Genomic DNA, 15,590 nt, shown 5'->3' with positions numbered 1-15,590 from the left:
AGAATGCTTTTTATTACCTAAAATACTTTGTGACTTTTGATACAATTTTCATGAAATCGATTGAAAAGGATTTAATCGAGCTTATCAGATCAGACTTTCTCCGGTCAATTCGTTGACTAACCATTTTATTTCCAGGTTTTCATCATATTCGGCGTCAAGTATAAATTTTCTTTGTTAACAAGAAATTTATAAATAAACCAATCTGTCTTTGGAGTTGGAATATCCAGGATTTGACCAAAGGAGAGCCATTCCAATGTCCCTTCATTACAATGCGGGGGAGATACCTTGTCGATTTCGGCCAAATACACATAACTAATCCAATTGTATTTAGTCGGGGATGTTTCTGTCAGGATACCGCAAAATTCCATTGTCCTGACCTTGATTCCAGTTTCCTCCAAAGTCTCGCTGATGGCTCCGGCCTGAGGTGTTTCAAATGGATCCAATTTACCGCCAATAGGGGTATAAAGGTCTTTATTCGGTTCCTTAAGACGCTTCAAGAGCAAAAAGTCATCTCCATTTTTCAGCACACAGATGGTAGCTGCTGTTTTTATTCCAAAAGGTACGTTGCTCATCTATCCAATAATTTTTGAAATTCCTCAATAAACTGACCCACATGATGCGCGTCCATCAGGGCATGGTGTACATGGATGGATACGGGCATGGTTTTGATTCCTTCTGATTCTATAACCTGTCCAAATGAAATCTTTGGGCAGGAATCTGGAAAAGAAAAACTTCTGGCATGTGAAATTGAAGTGAAGTCTATCCAAGGAATGGAAGAGAAATGGATAACATTATCTCCCGAACCCGCAGGATCAAGTCCTGTAGTGTTCCTTACCTTTTCTATTTCTATTTTAGCCGATTTTTCGAATTCTTTAAAATCTTCAAGGTAATCCATATAAGAAAAGCCGAATGTTCCATTATCCCTGTTGATGGTGGGTGATGCATTGATTTTGTCATAGATAAGTACTTGGCCATTCTTGATTCTATACTTAAATGCTTCTATAGAATTAGCTGCTTTTAGTGAAGCATGGAGGTAATATAGGAAAAATGAGCTCCCTTTTGATTTGGATGTATTATATGCTTTAGTAAAATTAACGCGAACTGTTACTCCAAAAAACGGTTCTTCAAATTTACTGAAAAATAAAAAGTGGTCATTTCTGGACCACTTTTCAATATCAAGAATCTTATACATAGGTAAGGTTTTATTTGATAGACTTAATCAATCTTTCATTTAGTCCCACATAATCAGGATTCTTTGCTTCTCTTGCCATTTCCATGGATTTTGTGGCACTTTCGACAGCTTCTGTTTTCTTTCCAAGACCAAGTTCAATTTTGGCTTTCAGGTGCATGGTCCAATATTTCGCATCATCTGCAACGGACTTTGATATCCATTCATAGGCTTTGTCCAAGTCTTTGTCATTGGTAAAATAATAATTTGCAGCTTGATAGTATAATCCAGGGTTGTTAGGTTCTTGGTCGATTACCAATTCTTTGATCTGTGCCATCACAATGCTGTCCACCTCAGTTTCGATTCTAAACTTGACCCTTGTGTTTTCCCATTTAATGGAAACAGTTGTGCCGGTATCTGAAATATCCACAAAGTTGATTTCCATGGTCTCATACTTTTGACCTGTTTTTCCAGGTTTCACCGTGAACCTTAAAAAATCTTCCTCCTGATTGTATCCTACAGCACCCCATAATTTGGTGTTTTTGGATAATATCATAGTCCATTCATTTTTACCAGGAATGGAATACAATGCATATTCACCGGCGGGTACGGTATTTCCCTCAATAATTACTTCAGTTTTAAAAGTAATAACTGTAGCCGCATTTGCACCTGTTCTCCAGACTTCGCCAAATTGAACTAATTCTCCGAATATTTTTCTTCCGCGCATACTAGGCCTGCTATATTCTATGCTGACATCGGTAAGTCCAATTTTTTGACTGATGGAAGCAGCAGGGCTTGCTTGTGGCATTTGGATCTGTTGGGCCATTGTTTCGAAGAAAAACAGATTGATAAATATCAATTGCAATAAAATGGATTTGCTTTTCATTTTTATGTATGTTAATTTGGTTGAATATGCAGCAATTGTTGTAAAGGTAATATTTTAATGCTAAACCTATATTGTAATTAAATTTCATTTATGAGGCCAAAGTAAAATATAATAATGAATATTGACCTCTTAAAAAATATGTTTTTTCAATCCACGATTTGAAAATCATTTTCGAGAAAGTTTTAAATAGAAATCGTACTATGGGGATTGCAATTATTTCGCCCGGAAGGGATGTTACACATTGGAAGAATATTTTCCAGCGTTTGGATGATGCTATTGAAGTTCAGGTGTATCCTGATATTTCAAATCACGAAACCGTAGAAGCGGTTTTGTTATGGCAGCATCCTAAGGGAATCCTTAAAGAATTCCCTAATCTAAAATTAATTTGCTCTATGGGTGCCGGAGTTGATCATATTTTATCAGATCAAGAAATCCCCGACCAAATTCCAATTGTGAGAATTGTAGATGATAAACTCACTTTTTCCATGACCAATTATACTCTTATGGGTATTCTGAATTACCACAGGCAGCTAGTCAGGTATCAGGAAAATCAAAAGCAGCAGATTTGGGATATGACCAATCCTGAAATTGACATTCATGTAGGTATGTTGGGTGTTGGAGCGTTGGGAGGAGATGTGGTTGAAAAATTGAGACTCATGGGTATTCCTGTATCTGGTTATGGGAAGAAGCCGAAAGAAGATTTAACCTATCCTTATTACTTTGGAGATCAATTACAGGATTTCTTAGATCAGGTTAATGTCATCGTCTGCATGTTACCCCTGACTAAGGATACAGAAAACTTTCTGAATATTGATTTTTTTAAATCCTGTAATAAAGGAAGCTACTTAATCAATGTGGCGAGAGGCAAGCATTTGGTAGAAGAGGACCTATTGCTTGCACTGGAAAAAGGATATTTGTCCGGAGCACTTTTAGATGTTTTCAGACAAGAGCCTTTGCCCAAGGACCATCCTTTTTGGCGGACAGAGGGTATTTTGATTACCCCGCACATTGCAAGTGTGACCAATCCAGAAGCTGCTGCTCCTCAGATTATTGAAAATTATCACCGTATGAAAAATAGTCAACCATTAATCAATACTATAGACCCAATTCTTGGATATTAATAAGTTAACCTATGAGCACTACTTTTAAGATTATTTGCCCCACCGATTTCTCGGAATGTTCTTTAAATGCTGTAGAATATGCTGCAAAACTGGGTGAAATGTACAAAGCTGATTTGTATCTTTTCCATGTTCCTGACAAAGAAGATTATCAAAAGCTATCAGTCAATGAATTTCATTCAGGAGACCAATATTCATTTATTCAAAAAAAGCTTGACAATCTTGTAGATATAGTCTCCCAAGAGAGCATCCCTAAAGGACTTAAATCCTGTCAGGGTGAGTACAAAGAGGGTAAAACCGTTTCCACAATCCTTGAATATGCTGAGCATCTAAAAGCAGACTTACTGATTGTAGGCACCGAAGGAGTAAATGATTTTAAGCAAAACTTTATAGGAACCAGGGCCAGTAAATTGGTTGAGAAATCAGAAATTGATATCTTGGTTGTGCCAAGAAAGGTGTTTTTCAAAGTACCAAGAAAGTTTGTTTATGCAACGGATTATTTGGAGGAGGATAAAATCGCTATTCAAAAAGTAGTAGAAATGGCAAAATTTTGGAAAAGTGAGATTGATGTGGTACATGTGAGTACTAAAATTAAAGCGATTGATAAATCACTTCACATGACCATGGTCCAAGAAATCCAGCCATTTATAAAGTATGATAAAGTTAATTATATTTTAAAATCTTATAGGGATGAACCTGGATTGGGACTTGAAAATTATCTCATCACTTCAAAAGGGGACATGCTTATCACTTTAAGTAAGAAAAAATCTTGGTTTGATCAGATTTTTTCAAACAACTTGTCCAGAAAGATGTCGTATTTTATCAACAAACCCATGATGGTGATTAAAAGAGCCTAGCTGTTTTTGTTCTTTTAAAATTTGGATCTTAGGAATTTCCAAAACTCAATCCTAGTTCCTTTGTCTGAAATCAGTTTAGAAATCATTCCAAAATATTTGGAAATATTCATTTGATTATCCGAATTGATTCCCTGATTTAAATTATTGGAATCGTTGGTTTTTGCCTTTGGAAACTCAGATCCTTGATTTATATTTTGGTCATGATATTCAGGTTCATAACCTATCAAGTCATCGGATTTTTTGAAACTGGTTTTGGACTTTTGAATATAACCTAGTTTTTCTTCAACCAAACCTTTATTGTTATAGGATACTGCATCTTCAGGATCAAGCTCGATTGCTTTTTCATAATCTCTAATAGAACCCAACAAGTCTCCGATTCTATCCTTGAAATACGCTCTGCTCGCAAATCTGTAAGGGTTACCAGGTTCGAGATTCACAGCTCGGTCGAATTCCGACATTGCTTCATCATTCCTTTTTAGCAAATGAAGAACAACTGCCCTATCATTAATATAAGTTGGATTGTAAGGTTCTTGTGAAATCAAAAAATCAAAATCTTCTAAAGAAGAATTGAATTCTCCCAACCTGGAATTAACCCTGGCCCGGAAAAAATAAAATTCCAGATTTTCAGCATCTTTGCTGATCGATAAATTGACTTGTTCCAATGCCTGCCTAAATTTCCCTTCCTTAAAGAAGGCTACACCCTTTTCAAAATTTTCCACATTAGTGATTATTTGTTTCATATAATTACAAAATAAGAGTGTATAAAGTTTAAAATTACTTTATCCATATTACTTCGTCACCTTTTGAAGAACTGAATTCTTTCTATATTTGATGTGAAAACCTCAATTATGGCTACAAAAGCAGAAGATGTACTCAAAGACCTAAAATCAGGGAAATATGCTCCAATTTATTTTTTGCAAGGTGAGGAATCCTTTTTTATTGATGAGATATCAGATTTCATTGAAAACAACGCTTTACAGGAGCATGACAAGGGGTTCAACCAAATTATCATGTATGGTAAAGATGTCTCCATCACTGATGTTTTAAACAATGCCAGAAGATTTCCGATGATGGCAGACCGGCAGGTCGTCATTGTGAAAGAGGCTCAGAATATCCAGAATTTAGGAAAGGAAGAGCATGATTTACAACTGATCAATTATATAAAAAACCCTCTCCCCAGTACTATCTTGGTTTTTGCTCATAAGTACAAAAATCTAGATGGGAGAAAAGCGCTAAGCAAAGAATTAGAAAAAAATGTGGTTTTTGTCAAATCTGAAAAGATCAAAGACCATCTTCTTGCTCCTTGGATTGAATCTTACATAGCTTCAAAAGGACATTCCATCAATAATCAAACAGCAGTTTTTTTGGCAGAGAGTATTGGTAACAATCTTGAAGTTATTGCAAATGAAGTCGGGAAACTATTACTGAATTTTAGTGAAAAAACAGCCATAACAAAAGATCATATCCAAAAATATATAGGGATCAATAAAGAGTACAATACTTTTGAACTTACTAAAGCAATTGGTGCAAAAGACGTTGTCAAGGCCAATAAAATCATTCATTATTTTTCACTAAATCCCAAAAGTCATCCTCTAATTCCGATCATCGCGCTCATTTATAGTTTTTTCAGTAAGATAGCCATCGTCCATTTTAATAAACAAAAAGGAGAATCTGAATTGGCTAGAATTGCGGGAATACATCCTTATTTCCTTAAAGAATACAAATTTGCGGCTAATAATTACCGCTTAGGCAAGGTTATTGACAATATATCATACATAAAAGAAGCTGATTTACGTTCTAAAGGAGTTGATTCCAATGGAGTTGATGATAGAGAAATTCTCCGAGAACTTGTATTTAAAATCATGCATTAAAATTTTGCGGCTATTACCCATGAAGAAAAGTTTTGTACTGCTATTGAGTCTTTGGATAGTCCTAACGGGATATTCACAATCAGGTCTTTATCAATCCGGAAATCAGATAGTTTTAGATGAAAATCTTGATCTTTTTCAAAAGCAGCTGTTCAGTGCTACGAGATTTGAATTTGAAAATCTGAAAGATGTTACTTTGGAGGAGAATCAGAGTGTTTTAGTTGATTTTCACCATGCTGTCTCAGCACTAAAAATAGAAAATCCGGGAGCTGCCGATTTGATTTATTATTTTATCAGAAACTACCCCAACAGTCCCAAAGTCAACGAGGCTGCATTTATATTGGGTAGCCACTTTTTTGATAAAAGAAATTATAGAGAGGCTATTCCTGCATTTCAAAAAGTAAACACTGGAAATATATCCCCGAAGCAAAAATCAGAAGTTTTGTTCAAAACAGGCTATTCTTTTTTTCAGCTAAAAGACTATAATAATGCTTTGGGATATTTTAATCAGGTGAAACCTTTGAGAGTCGAATATAGCCCTGACGCCTATTATTATGCTGGTTATATAGCCATGGAGAATGGACAATTTGACCAAGCTATTGCCGATTTCAAAGAAGCCGACAAAACACCTTTTTACAGTCAAAGAGTCCCTTATATGCTTTCCGGGATTTATTATAAGCAAGGATATTTTGATGATTTGATCTCCTACGGAGAATCGGTTATCCAATCCAGAAAAACTTTGGATAGAAAAGAAGAGATTCACCTTTATTTGGCAGAGGCATATTTTGAAAAAAGGAATTTTCAGCAAGCGGCAATCAATTATGACGCTTTCGTAAATTCAAGAAAAAGAGATTTGGATAGGTCACAGATTTATAAAGCCGGAGTAGCGCAATTTGAAATTCAGAATTTTCAAAGGGCAACGGATTACTTTAAAGTCACTGCTGTAAATGATGATCAGATCGGACAGGTCTCCAGTTATTACCTCGGGCATTCCTATCTGAAGCTCAACGATCCCCAATTTGCCTCCAATAGCTTCAATGCTGCCTATAAAAGTGATATTGATCCCAAAATCAAAGAAGAGGCATTGGTCAACTACGCCAAAGTAAACCTGGAACGTGGGAGTTTTCAAGATGCTGTGAATGCCCTTGACACTTATCTGAGCACCTATCCACAAGGACCATATGCCAAAGAAGCTGATGAATTGCTGACTGATGCCTTGATCAATACGAGTAATTATCTCAGAGCAATAGACCACATAGAGAAAATGCCCAAAAGGTCCTCAAGAATTAATGCGGCTTATCAGAAAATTACTTTCTACCAAGGTATTGTTTATTACCGTGACAAGAAACACGATTTGGCAACTACTTATTTTAATAAATCATTAAAATTCCCGGAAGATAAGGATATAGTTGTTCAGACACACTTTTGGAAAGGGGAAAACTTTGCGTCTCAGAATGATTTGGCCCAAGCCATCAGTTCTTATGAAGCACTTCAAGCTATGAGACCTAGACCTGCAGACCCATATCTCCAAAAATCATATTATGGACTTGGATATGCCTTTTTTAATACCCAACAATATGCAAAAGCAGAGACGCAGTTTAAAAATTATGTCGAAAGAGTAGGGAAAACCGATGATGCTACCAATTATGATGAGTCTGTAATCCGATTGGGGGATATCTATTATGTGCAGAAAAGATTTTCAGATGCCCAGAATATTTTCCAAAAGGCTGTTCAAGAGAATAACACCTATATAGATTATGTGTATTTCAGGTCGGGTGTTGTTTATAATTTTCAGAACAGAAACAATCAAGCCATTGATCAATTGGATAAATTGATTACCAATCACCCCAATTCATTGTATTTTGAAGATGCTTTATTCCAAAAATCTCAAATTAATATGGAAGAAATGAGGTATGAGGAAGCAAGAGATGGTTTTGCCAGATTGATCAGCAGTAGGCCCAATAGTCATTTTGTGCCTTTCGCTCTTGAAGGAAGTGCTGTGGCCAATTTTTCTATGCAAAATTATGATCAAACCATCAATGAATATAAACGAATCCTGGAAAACCATCCTAATTCCTCTAATGCAGAGGCAGCTTTGGTTGGTCTACAGGAGGCATTGACTTTACAAGGTCGTACCGGTGAATTCTCACAGTATCTCAGCCGCTATAGAAATGCCAATCCTGACAACAAAAGTCTACAGAACCTTGAGTATGAAGCGGCCAAAAACCTGTTTTTTGGGGGAACCTTTGACCAGGCTATTAAAGCCTTTACAGGTTATTTGAAAAATTATCCTCAGTCTGCAAATACAGCTGAAGCCAATTATTTCATTGGCGATTCCTATTATAAGTTGGATAATAAGGTATTGGCATTGGAGTACTTTTACCAAATTGAAAGGGAGAAAAATTCACCACAAAGATTACGGGCTGTTCAACGCATTGCCACGATTGAACTGGAGAATGAGAATTTTAAAAATGCCATACCCTATTTGAGAGAATCGAGTAATTATGCCCGAAATAAAATCGAGGAATTTGAATCTAACAATGGCTTGATGCTCGCTTATTATCAAACCCAATCCTATGACTCAGTCATTTATTTTGCTGACAAGGTCATTTCTTTGGGAAGTGTGACACAGGATGCAATTCCTGAGGCCATGTTGCTCAAAGCTAAAGCATATCGGAGGAAGGGTGACAATAGTTTAGCGGATGAAACTTTGATGGATTTGGTCAATGAGTATAAAACAGTACATGGTGCTGAAGGCTTGTTCCTTTTGGCAGAAAGCTATTCGAAAAAGCCTGATTATACTCAATCCAATAATGCAATTTTTGATTTTGTGGCACCGTTTTCTTCCCATGATTATTGGTATGGGAGGTGTTTCATCTTGTTGGCTGATAATTATATCAAGTTAGAGGAGGATTTCCAGGCCAAGGCGACCTTAGAATCCATATTGGAGGGTTCCACGAATCCGGAAATAAAAGCAATGGCAAGGGAAAAATTGGCTACTATTAAATAAAGAAGAAAGAAATTCATGAAAGTAAATATTCGTTTTGGATTCGTATTTATTCTTTTTGGTATGATTCTGTCGGGAGTCTCTACCGAAAAAGCTTTAGGCCAACAGACAGGTGAGGTCAAAGACCAAGAGTTTATTATTCGGAAGGACAGGGTTTTGACTTTGCCCACGCAACCCAGAAAATTCGAAAGGGTACCGGCATTGCCAAGCGCTAAAAGTACCAGTAATTATAATTACACAGTAGAGCCCTTTTTTCTTTCTTTGCCGCCACTGGATATTAAAACAGAAGTTGCCCAGAAAAACTTTCAAAGAAATAATGAAGAACTTTATCCGGGATTTGTAAGATTTGGATTAGGTAATTACAGTTCACCGTTACTTGAAGCTAGATATACCAGTTGGGAAGATTCTGACTATGATTTCTCTGCAAAAGTAAGGCATCAGGGGTTTTATACAGGTCCTGTAGATGGAAGAAACTCCGCAGAGACATTTACCAATGTGACAGCTGATGGGACTATTTTTAAAGATGTATTCCAATTATATGGAGGATTAAAATATGACAGACATAAATTTAACTTTTATGGTTATGATCCCATGAATCCGGTTTTTGAAGATTTTATACCGAATCAAAATATTCTCAACACATTTCAACTTACTGCAGGTGTCCAAAACATTGAAAAAATGGATGGCCTTAATTACAGCGGTATGTTGAGTATTAGGGGATTTAGTGACAATTATGCTGCATCGGAAAATGAAATTGCTTTCAAAGGTAATACTGATTTTTGGTTTGAAGATTACCTGAAAACGGCCATAAACCTTGATTTGTCTTTGACAAGTCCTAGAGATGAGTTGTATTCTGATATCAAAAGGAATTATTTTAGAATTAACCCGTATGTGAGATACCATAATGAAAACCTCTTGGTGAAAGCGGGGGTTAATTTGGTTTTTGAAAATGATATTACACTTAATAAAAATTCAGATTTTCATATATTTCCTGTACTTCATGGACAGTATATGATTCAGGATGAATTTGGAGTATATGCAGGCTTTGAAGGAGATGTCATCAGAAAGACCTATCATGACTTTGTCATGGAAAACCCATTTTTGGGGCCAAGTGATCAGTTGCTCAATACCATTCAAAATTTCAAAACAGGAGCAGGTGTAAAAGGTAAATTATTGGATGAATTCACTTATGAAGCAGGTTTCAATGTCGGAAAATTCAGAAATATGCATTTCTTTGCCAACACCCTTACTGACAGCTTAAGGTTCAATATGCTTTACGATGAAAATACCAGACTGTTGAATTATACGGTTAAGTTAGGTTGGGAATATGAAAATTGGTATAAGGTTGATGCCAATATTGATTATTACCAATATACGCTAAGTACTTTGAATGCAGCGTATCATAGACCTGAGTGGGAGGTTTTGATCAACAATCAATTTCTTCCTGAGGAAAATTGGTTGATCCAGTTCAACGCACATTTGATGGGAGGTATCCAAGGATTTAATCAGCAAAATGAAGCTTCACAAAGATTACCTGCTATTCTAGATTTACAGCTTAAGGCAGATTATCAGATAACTGAGCAGATTTCTGCTTTTGTAATAGGCAACAACCTCTTGAACAGAACCAATCAGCGGTTTCTGAATTATCCGGTCAGAGGTATTCAAGGGATTGTAGGAGCTACCTACAAATTTTAAATAGCAGAAAGCCTAATAAGAGATCATTGCTGTAAAACAAATTTGCCTTTTGATTCAATTGAAGTAGCTTCGCAAACTGATAAGTGCCCTAATCATGACTGAAAGAGAAAACCAAAACAAACCTAACATAGAAGATAAAGATTATGGTTTCCCTTTTGTGGAAGTAACGCCAATCGCATCAACTATTGAACCCGAAAAAAGCGAGAAAAGTGAGTTTATAAAGGAAAGTATTGTTAGTTCTGATAGTATAAATCCAGTCATTCAAGAAAAACCTGAAATTGTAGCCTCGCCTATTAAAATCAAATCTGAAAAAAAGATTCCGAGAAAGACGAAAAGCCAAGTGCCTTTATTGCTATCTCTGGTTTTTTTAATTGTCATTATCCTAGGTTCGATAGCCTACTTTCTTTACTATTTGCCTGAATCAGGTTTGGAGACTTATAGCCCAACAGTTTCGGAAGAATCAATTTCTGAAGAACCATTAGCTGAAGTAAATGAAGATTTAGACCCCGAGTCAGATGAAATGGAAGATTTGGGAAGCTCAGGTGAAGCGGAAATTGAAACACCTGATGTTGTCGAATCTCCTGAGGTATTTACCCCAGAAATTATTGTGGTGGATAGGAGGGGGCAAATCCCATACTATAATGTAATCGTAGCAAGTTCACCCAATGAAAGAATAGCTAGGGCAGAAGCACAAAAAATGATTGATAAGGGAAGAAGTGCATGGATTATTTTTCCCTTCGGTAATACGAACAACTACCGGATTTCCGTTGGAAGGTACGAGGATCTAGAATCCGCTACCAAAGCCATGGAAACTGCAAAGGTAGAATTAAATGAATCTTCTTGGATTTTGAAATATTAAAATGATTTTAGCACAAACCTTGAGTACAGATGGTCAGTTTATGGCCGATTCCCTTTCAGTAATGGAAAGCGGTAAAGACAGCATTGGATTGCTGGATTTAATGATTAAAGGCGGATATATGATGATTCCATTATATATCCTGTTTGTCTTGGCAATTTACATTTTTGTAGAAAAATTGATCACACTTCGGAAAGCTTCCAAGTCACCCAAGCATCTCATGGATCAGATCAAAATCTTGGTTCAAGGAGGGAAGATTGATCAGGCCAAAATGCTTTGTCAGGGAGAAAATAATCCTGTATCAAATATGATTACCAAAGGTTTGGAAAGAATTGGTAGTCCACTTAAAAACATTGAAGTGTCCATAGAGAACGTAGGGAAAATTGAAATCTACAAACTAGAAAAGAACCTAGGATTACTTGCTACAGTTGCTGGTGCAGCTCCAATGATCGGGTTTCTGGGCACTGTGGCAGGTATGATCAAGGCATTTATCGGAGTGGCACAAGAAGAAGGGATGGTTTCTCCAAAACTCCTTTCTACGGGTATCTATGAGGCAATGATTACTACTGCCACTGGTTTGGTAGTCGGTATTGTTGCCTATTTGGGGTACAATTACTTGGTAACCCAGGTTTCTAAACTGGTCCACAGTATGGAATATACCACTGTGGAATTCATTGACTTATTGCAAGACAAATAATATGGCACTGCAATCCAAACACAAAGTTGATGCGGCATTCAGTATGTCATCCATGACAGATATAATATTTCTGTTATTGATATTCTTCATGTTGACTTCTTCATTTATTACACCTTCAGGATTACCGGTAAATCTTCCTTCGAGTGAAGCTTCGGATATCGTGATGCAGGAAATTACTGTTACCGTAACCAAAGACCTTAAATTTTCCGTTAATGATAAGGTGATATCCAGAGAACAGGTCAAAACGGAATTGGCTAATTTACTTCAAGACAAAAAAGGACAGGTAGTTCTTCATATTGACAAAGAGGTACCTGTAGAATATCTGGTAGAAATTGGTGGCATCGCGGCCGGTTTGGAAGCCAACGTGTCTATTGCAACAAAACCTTATAAATAAAATGCAGATTTGGGAAGCAGATAGTCAAGAGGCAGAAAATAAAAGGAAAGCCTTGATCATTACCATCATTGTTAATGTGTTGGTATTGTTGGCTATTTTTTTCATTGTCGTGTGGCGTGAACAGGTTCCCCCCTTGCCAAAATACGGAATGGAACTGAATCTGGGTTTTTCGGATTTTGGAAGCGGTAATAACCAAACCAATTCACCTCCTTCAGAAGCCCAAACCCCAAATTCTCAGACACCTGCCCCCGGAGATCAGGCACCTCAACCTGTGGAAGCTACAGTGCCAGTTACACAACCGAAAACAGAAGCAGCCAAGCCGGCAACTACAACAGCTAAGCCTACCGTGGAAGCATTATCAAAAACTCCCAGCCCGGTAAAAGCGAGTGAAAAACCTACACCTGCTGTAAAGGATCCAAGTCCAGCAAAAAAAGAAACCACACCCGTCACCCAACCTTCTGTCAGTGAAGCAGAGAAGACCACCACCAAAGCCGAAGAAAAACCAAAAATAGATCAAAGAGCGATTTTCGGAGCAGGTGGCACAACAGGATCAGGTTCACAGCCTGCCGCGGGTAGCGCACAAGGTGCTTCTACCCAAAAAGGAGATGAAGGCAAGCCCACAGGTACGATTGACGGTAGGGCTATAATGGGTTCAGGTTCGGGAGAAGGAATACCAGGTCCAGCTTCCGGTTATAACCTTGAACTGGCAGGTTGGGATTTTGCCTCAAGGCCAAATATTAGAGATAATGTATCTACGAGGAATGGAAAGATAGTTTTTAATATTACAGTTGATGATAACGGGAAAATAGTTCAGGCTGTTCCTAGGGAATACAATGTCTCTAATGAAGTTTTGGCTTATTACCGAACAGTTATTAATCAGATAAACTTTAAGCGACAGGGTGGGGCAGCAACTGCTGAATTCTCCCAAGGTAGAATCACTTTTATCATCAAAGTAGATTAATCCATGACCTATCAGGAAACATTGGACTACCTGTTCAATGCATTACCCATGTTCCAGCGCATAGGGGCTGCTGCCTTCAAAAAAGACCTCAGCAATACCGTAGCTCTTTGTGACCATTTGGGAAATCCTCAAAATCAGTTTAAAAGTATTCATGTAGCCGGTACAAATGGTAAAGGAAGTACTTCCCATGCCATCTGTTCGGTTTTAATGGAGGCAGGTTATAAGGTAGGTTTATATACATCTCCGCATCTTAAGTCTTTCACCGAAAGAATAAAAATCAACGGAGTGGAAATACCTGATAAAGAGGTCGTAAACTTTGTGTCCAATAACAAGATCTTTATAGAGGAGTTAAAGCCGAGTTTTTTTGAGATGACGGTTGGTATGGCCTTTTGGTTTTTTGCCAAGGAGCAAGTTGATGCTGCAGTCATTGAGGTAGGCATGGGAGGCAGGCTGGATAGCACAAATATTATTCAACCCGAAATTTCGATAATCACAAATATTGGGATGGATCATATGGAATTTTTGGGTGATACTTTGGATAAAATTGCTTTCGAAAAAGCAGGAATTATCAAGCCAAATATCCCTGTCATTATCAGTCAGAAACAAAAAGAAACTACACCTGTATTTATAACTCAATGCGATTCACATCAAGCACCGATTTTTTTTGCCGAAGAAACCTACTCAGTAAAAAAAACAAGTGTGAATGAAAATGGAAAATCTATTTTTGAAGTAACCAATAATGAAATAATTGATACCATTGAATTGGATCTCAATGGAAATTATCAGGCAAATAATCTTCCCGGAATTTTGAAATCAATCGAGATTTTAGTCTCTAAAGGGTGGAAGATCGAAAATATCCATTTGGACTCAGGTTTATCCAATATAGTCAAGAATACCGGACTCAAAGGAAGATGGCAGGTTTTGAGTAATAATCCGCTTACCATTTGTGATACTGGCCATAATGAAGATGGGATAAGATTCATCGTGAATCAGTTGGAGCAAATTCAATTTAAGAACCTGTATATGGTCATCGGTATGGTTAAGGATAAGGATATTACGAAGGTGCTATCATTGCTTCCCAAAAATGCCAATTATGTGTTTTGTGAGGCAAAAATCCCAAGAGCTATGCCTGCAGCCCATTTGTACCAAGAGGCTCTAAAATTTGAGTTAAATGGAGTAATCATTAAAGATGTCAATGATGCCATTGATTACGTCAGGAAAATTGCAGCAAAAGAAGATCTAATATTTATAGGAGGCAGTACATTTGTGGTTGCCGAAATCAAGGATTTATAGTTATGAGCAGGAGAAAACTGCAAAGATTCAAAGAAAATGAGGCCAACAGAAATGTTGTCCAACTGGGGAAAGAGATTTTTGAAGTCATCAAAGGGAATTGGAATGCGCTGCAGTTTGAAAATAACAATCCGATCGTTGTTGAATTGGCCTGTGGAAGGGGAGAATTCACCGTTGGGTTGGCAAGACATTATCACGAGAAAAACTTTATTGGTGTAGATATCAAAGGATCCCGAATTTGGAAAGGAAGCACAATAGCTATTTCAGAAGGTTTGGACAACGTGGCTTTTTTAAGAACCCAAATACAATTGTTGGAAAATTATTTTTCAACAAATGAGATTTCGGAGCTTTGGATTACTTTTCCTGACCCTTTTCCTAGAGAAGGTGACGAAAAGAGGAGATTGACATCTCCAAGGTTCTTAGAAATGTATAAACCACTTTTGAAAAAAGACGGGATCATACATTTCAAGACTGACAATACCGGTCTATTTGATTATACCTTGGAGTTGGTTGAGCAGAGGGATGATTGCGAAGTTATATTCCACACCCATGATTTTTACGAGTCTCCAATGAAAGACATACACCATGGCATCAAAACCAAGTATGAAACCCTATTCAGTGAAAAAGGGGAAAAGATCAAGTATCTGAAGTTTAAGTTTGCCTGAAAGGTTAAGTGAGATTTGAGATATAAGACTTGAGACATAAGACTTGGGTTATATGATTTGCTTAGGGTACCAATGACAGATTTTGAAATCGAGTGTTTAGAACTACAGATAGCATTAAATCTATAATA

At 37.1% G+C, this 15,590-nt stretch carries 15 protein-coding genes; 11 read left to right on the top strand and 4 right to left on the bottom strand.

Features of this window, described 5'->3' with window-relative positions:
- Window positions 1-125 precede the first annotated feature (125 nt).
- Genes HMJ38_RS20600 through HMJ38_RS20590 form a run of 3 tightly spaced genes read right to left on the bottom strand, consistent with a single transcriptional unit; the run spans window position 126 to window position 2,054 of the window.
- Window positions 126-572: an NUDIX hydrolase gene (locus HMJ38_RS20600; protein ID WP_194976332.1), complete on the bottom strand. Its 447-nt coding sequence runs from the start codon at window positions 570-572 to the stop codon at window positions 126-128.
- Window positions 569-1,192: a chloramphenicol acetyltransferase gene (locus HMJ38_RS20595; RefSeq protein ID WP_194976331.1), complete on the bottom strand. Its 624-nt coding sequence runs from the start codon at window positions 1,190-1,192 to the stop codon at window positions 569-571. Before HMJ38_RS20595 ends, HMJ38_RS20600 begins: the two co-directional genes overlap by 4 nt.
- Before the next feature lie 10 nt (window positions 1,193-1,202).
- A complete protein-coding gene (locus tag HMJ38_RS20590; RefSeq protein WP_194976330.1) occupies window positions 1,203-2,054 on the bottom strand; it encodes a DUF2911 domain-containing protein in 852 nt (283 codons plus the stop codon).
- A gap of 200 nt (window positions 2,055-2,254) precedes the next feature.
- Between HMJ38_RS20590 and HMJ38_RS20585 the strand changes: the two genes are divergently transcribed.
- Both HMJ38_RS20585 and HMJ38_RS20580 read left to right on the top strand, forming a co-directional pair.
- Entirely contained in the window at window positions 2,255-3,175 is a 921-nt protein-coding gene (locus HMJ38_RS20585; protein ID WP_194976329.1) for a 2-hydroxyacid dehydrogenase, read from the top strand.
- 11 nt (window positions 3,176-3,186) lie between these two features.
- Window positions 3,187-4,029 carry a universal stress protein gene (locus HMJ38_RS20580; protein ID WP_194976328.1) on the top strand — a complete coding sequence of 281 codons (843 nt, stop codon included), beginning with the start codon at window positions 3,187-3,189 and terminating at the stop codon, window positions 4,027-4,029.
- Window positions 4,030-4,043: 14 nt separating this feature from the next.
- Here the strand turns inward: HMJ38_RS20580 and HMJ38_RS20575 are convergent, their stop codons facing one another.
- Window positions 4,044-4,769: a tetratricopeptide repeat protein gene (locus HMJ38_RS20575; protein WP_228780178.1), complete on the bottom strand. Its 726-nt coding sequence runs from the start codon at window positions 4,767-4,769 to the stop codon at window positions 4,044-4,046.
- Window positions 4,770-4,877: 108 nt separating this feature from the next.
- Between HMJ38_RS20575 and holA the strand changes: the two genes are divergently transcribed.
- The 9 genes from holA (at window position 4,878) to trmB (ending at window position 15,462) form a co-directional block, all read left to right on the top strand.
- A complete protein-coding gene (gene holA / locus HMJ38_RS20570; protein ID WP_194976327.1) occupies window positions 4,878-5,900 on the top strand; it encodes a DNA polymerase III subunit delta in 1,023 nt (340 codons plus the stop codon).
- Window positions 5,901-5,919: 19 nt separating this feature from the next.
- Window positions 5,920-8,907 carry a tetratricopeptide repeat protein gene (locus HMJ38_RS20565; protein WP_194976326.1) on the top strand — a complete coding sequence of 996 codons (2,988 nt, stop codon included), beginning with the start codon at window positions 5,920-5,922 and terminating at the stop codon, window positions 8,905-8,907.
- A 15-nt stretch (window positions 8,908-8,922) separates the two neighbouring features.
- Window positions 8,923-10,599, top strand: a complete 1,677-nt coding sequence (locus tag HMJ38_RS20560) for a TonB-dependent receptor (protein WP_194976325.1) — start codon at window positions 8,923-8,925, stop codon at window positions 10,597-10,599.
- A gap of 94 nt (window positions 10,600-10,693) precedes the next feature.
- A complete protein-coding gene (locus HMJ38_RS20555) occupies window positions 10,694-11,458 on the top strand; it encodes an SPOR domain-containing protein (RefSeq protein ID WP_194976324.1) in 765 nt (254 codons plus the stop codon).
- 1 nt (window position 11,459) lies between these two features.
- Window positions 11,460-12,152, top strand: a complete 693-nt coding sequence (locus tag HMJ38_RS20550) for a MotA/TolQ/ExbB proton channel family protein (protein ID WP_194976323.1) — start codon at window positions 11,460-11,462, stop codon at window positions 12,150-12,152.
- 1 nt (window position 12,153) lies between these two features.
- A complete protein-coding gene (locus tag HMJ38_RS20545) occupies window positions 12,154-12,546 on the top strand; it encodes an ExbD/TolR family protein (protein ID WP_194976322.1) in 393 nt (130 codons plus the stop codon).
- Window position 12,547: 1 nt separating this feature from the next.
- Complete coding sequence (locus HMJ38_RS20540) at window positions 12,548-13,507, top strand: energy transducer TonB (protein ID WP_194976321.1); 960 nt, start codon at window positions 12,548-12,550, stop codon at window positions 13,505-13,507.
- Between the two features lie 3 nt (window positions 13,508-13,510).
- Window positions 13,511-14,800, top strand: coding sequence for a bifunctional folylpolyglutamate synthase/dihydrofolate synthase (locus HMJ38_RS20535; protein WP_194976320.1), 1,290 nt, complete (start codon window positions 13,511-13,513; stop codon window positions 14,798-14,800).
- 2 nt (window positions 14,801-14,802) lie between these two features.
- Entirely contained in the window at window positions 14,803-15,462 is a 660-nt protein-coding gene (gene trmB / locus HMJ38_RS20530; RefSeq protein WP_194976319.1) for a tRNA (guanosine(46)-N7)-methyltransferase TrmB, read from the top strand.
- Window positions 15,463-15,590: the final 128 nt, after the last annotated feature.

The sequence above is a fragment of the Aquiflexum lacus genome (assembly GCF_015476655.1).
Lineage (GTDB): Bacteria > Bacteroidota > Bacteroidia > Cytophagales > Cyclobacteriaceae > Aquiflexum > Aquiflexum lacus.
Note: the sequence above shows the minus strand (reverse complement) of the source record. Positions and strands in the feature narration are given on the sequence as shown.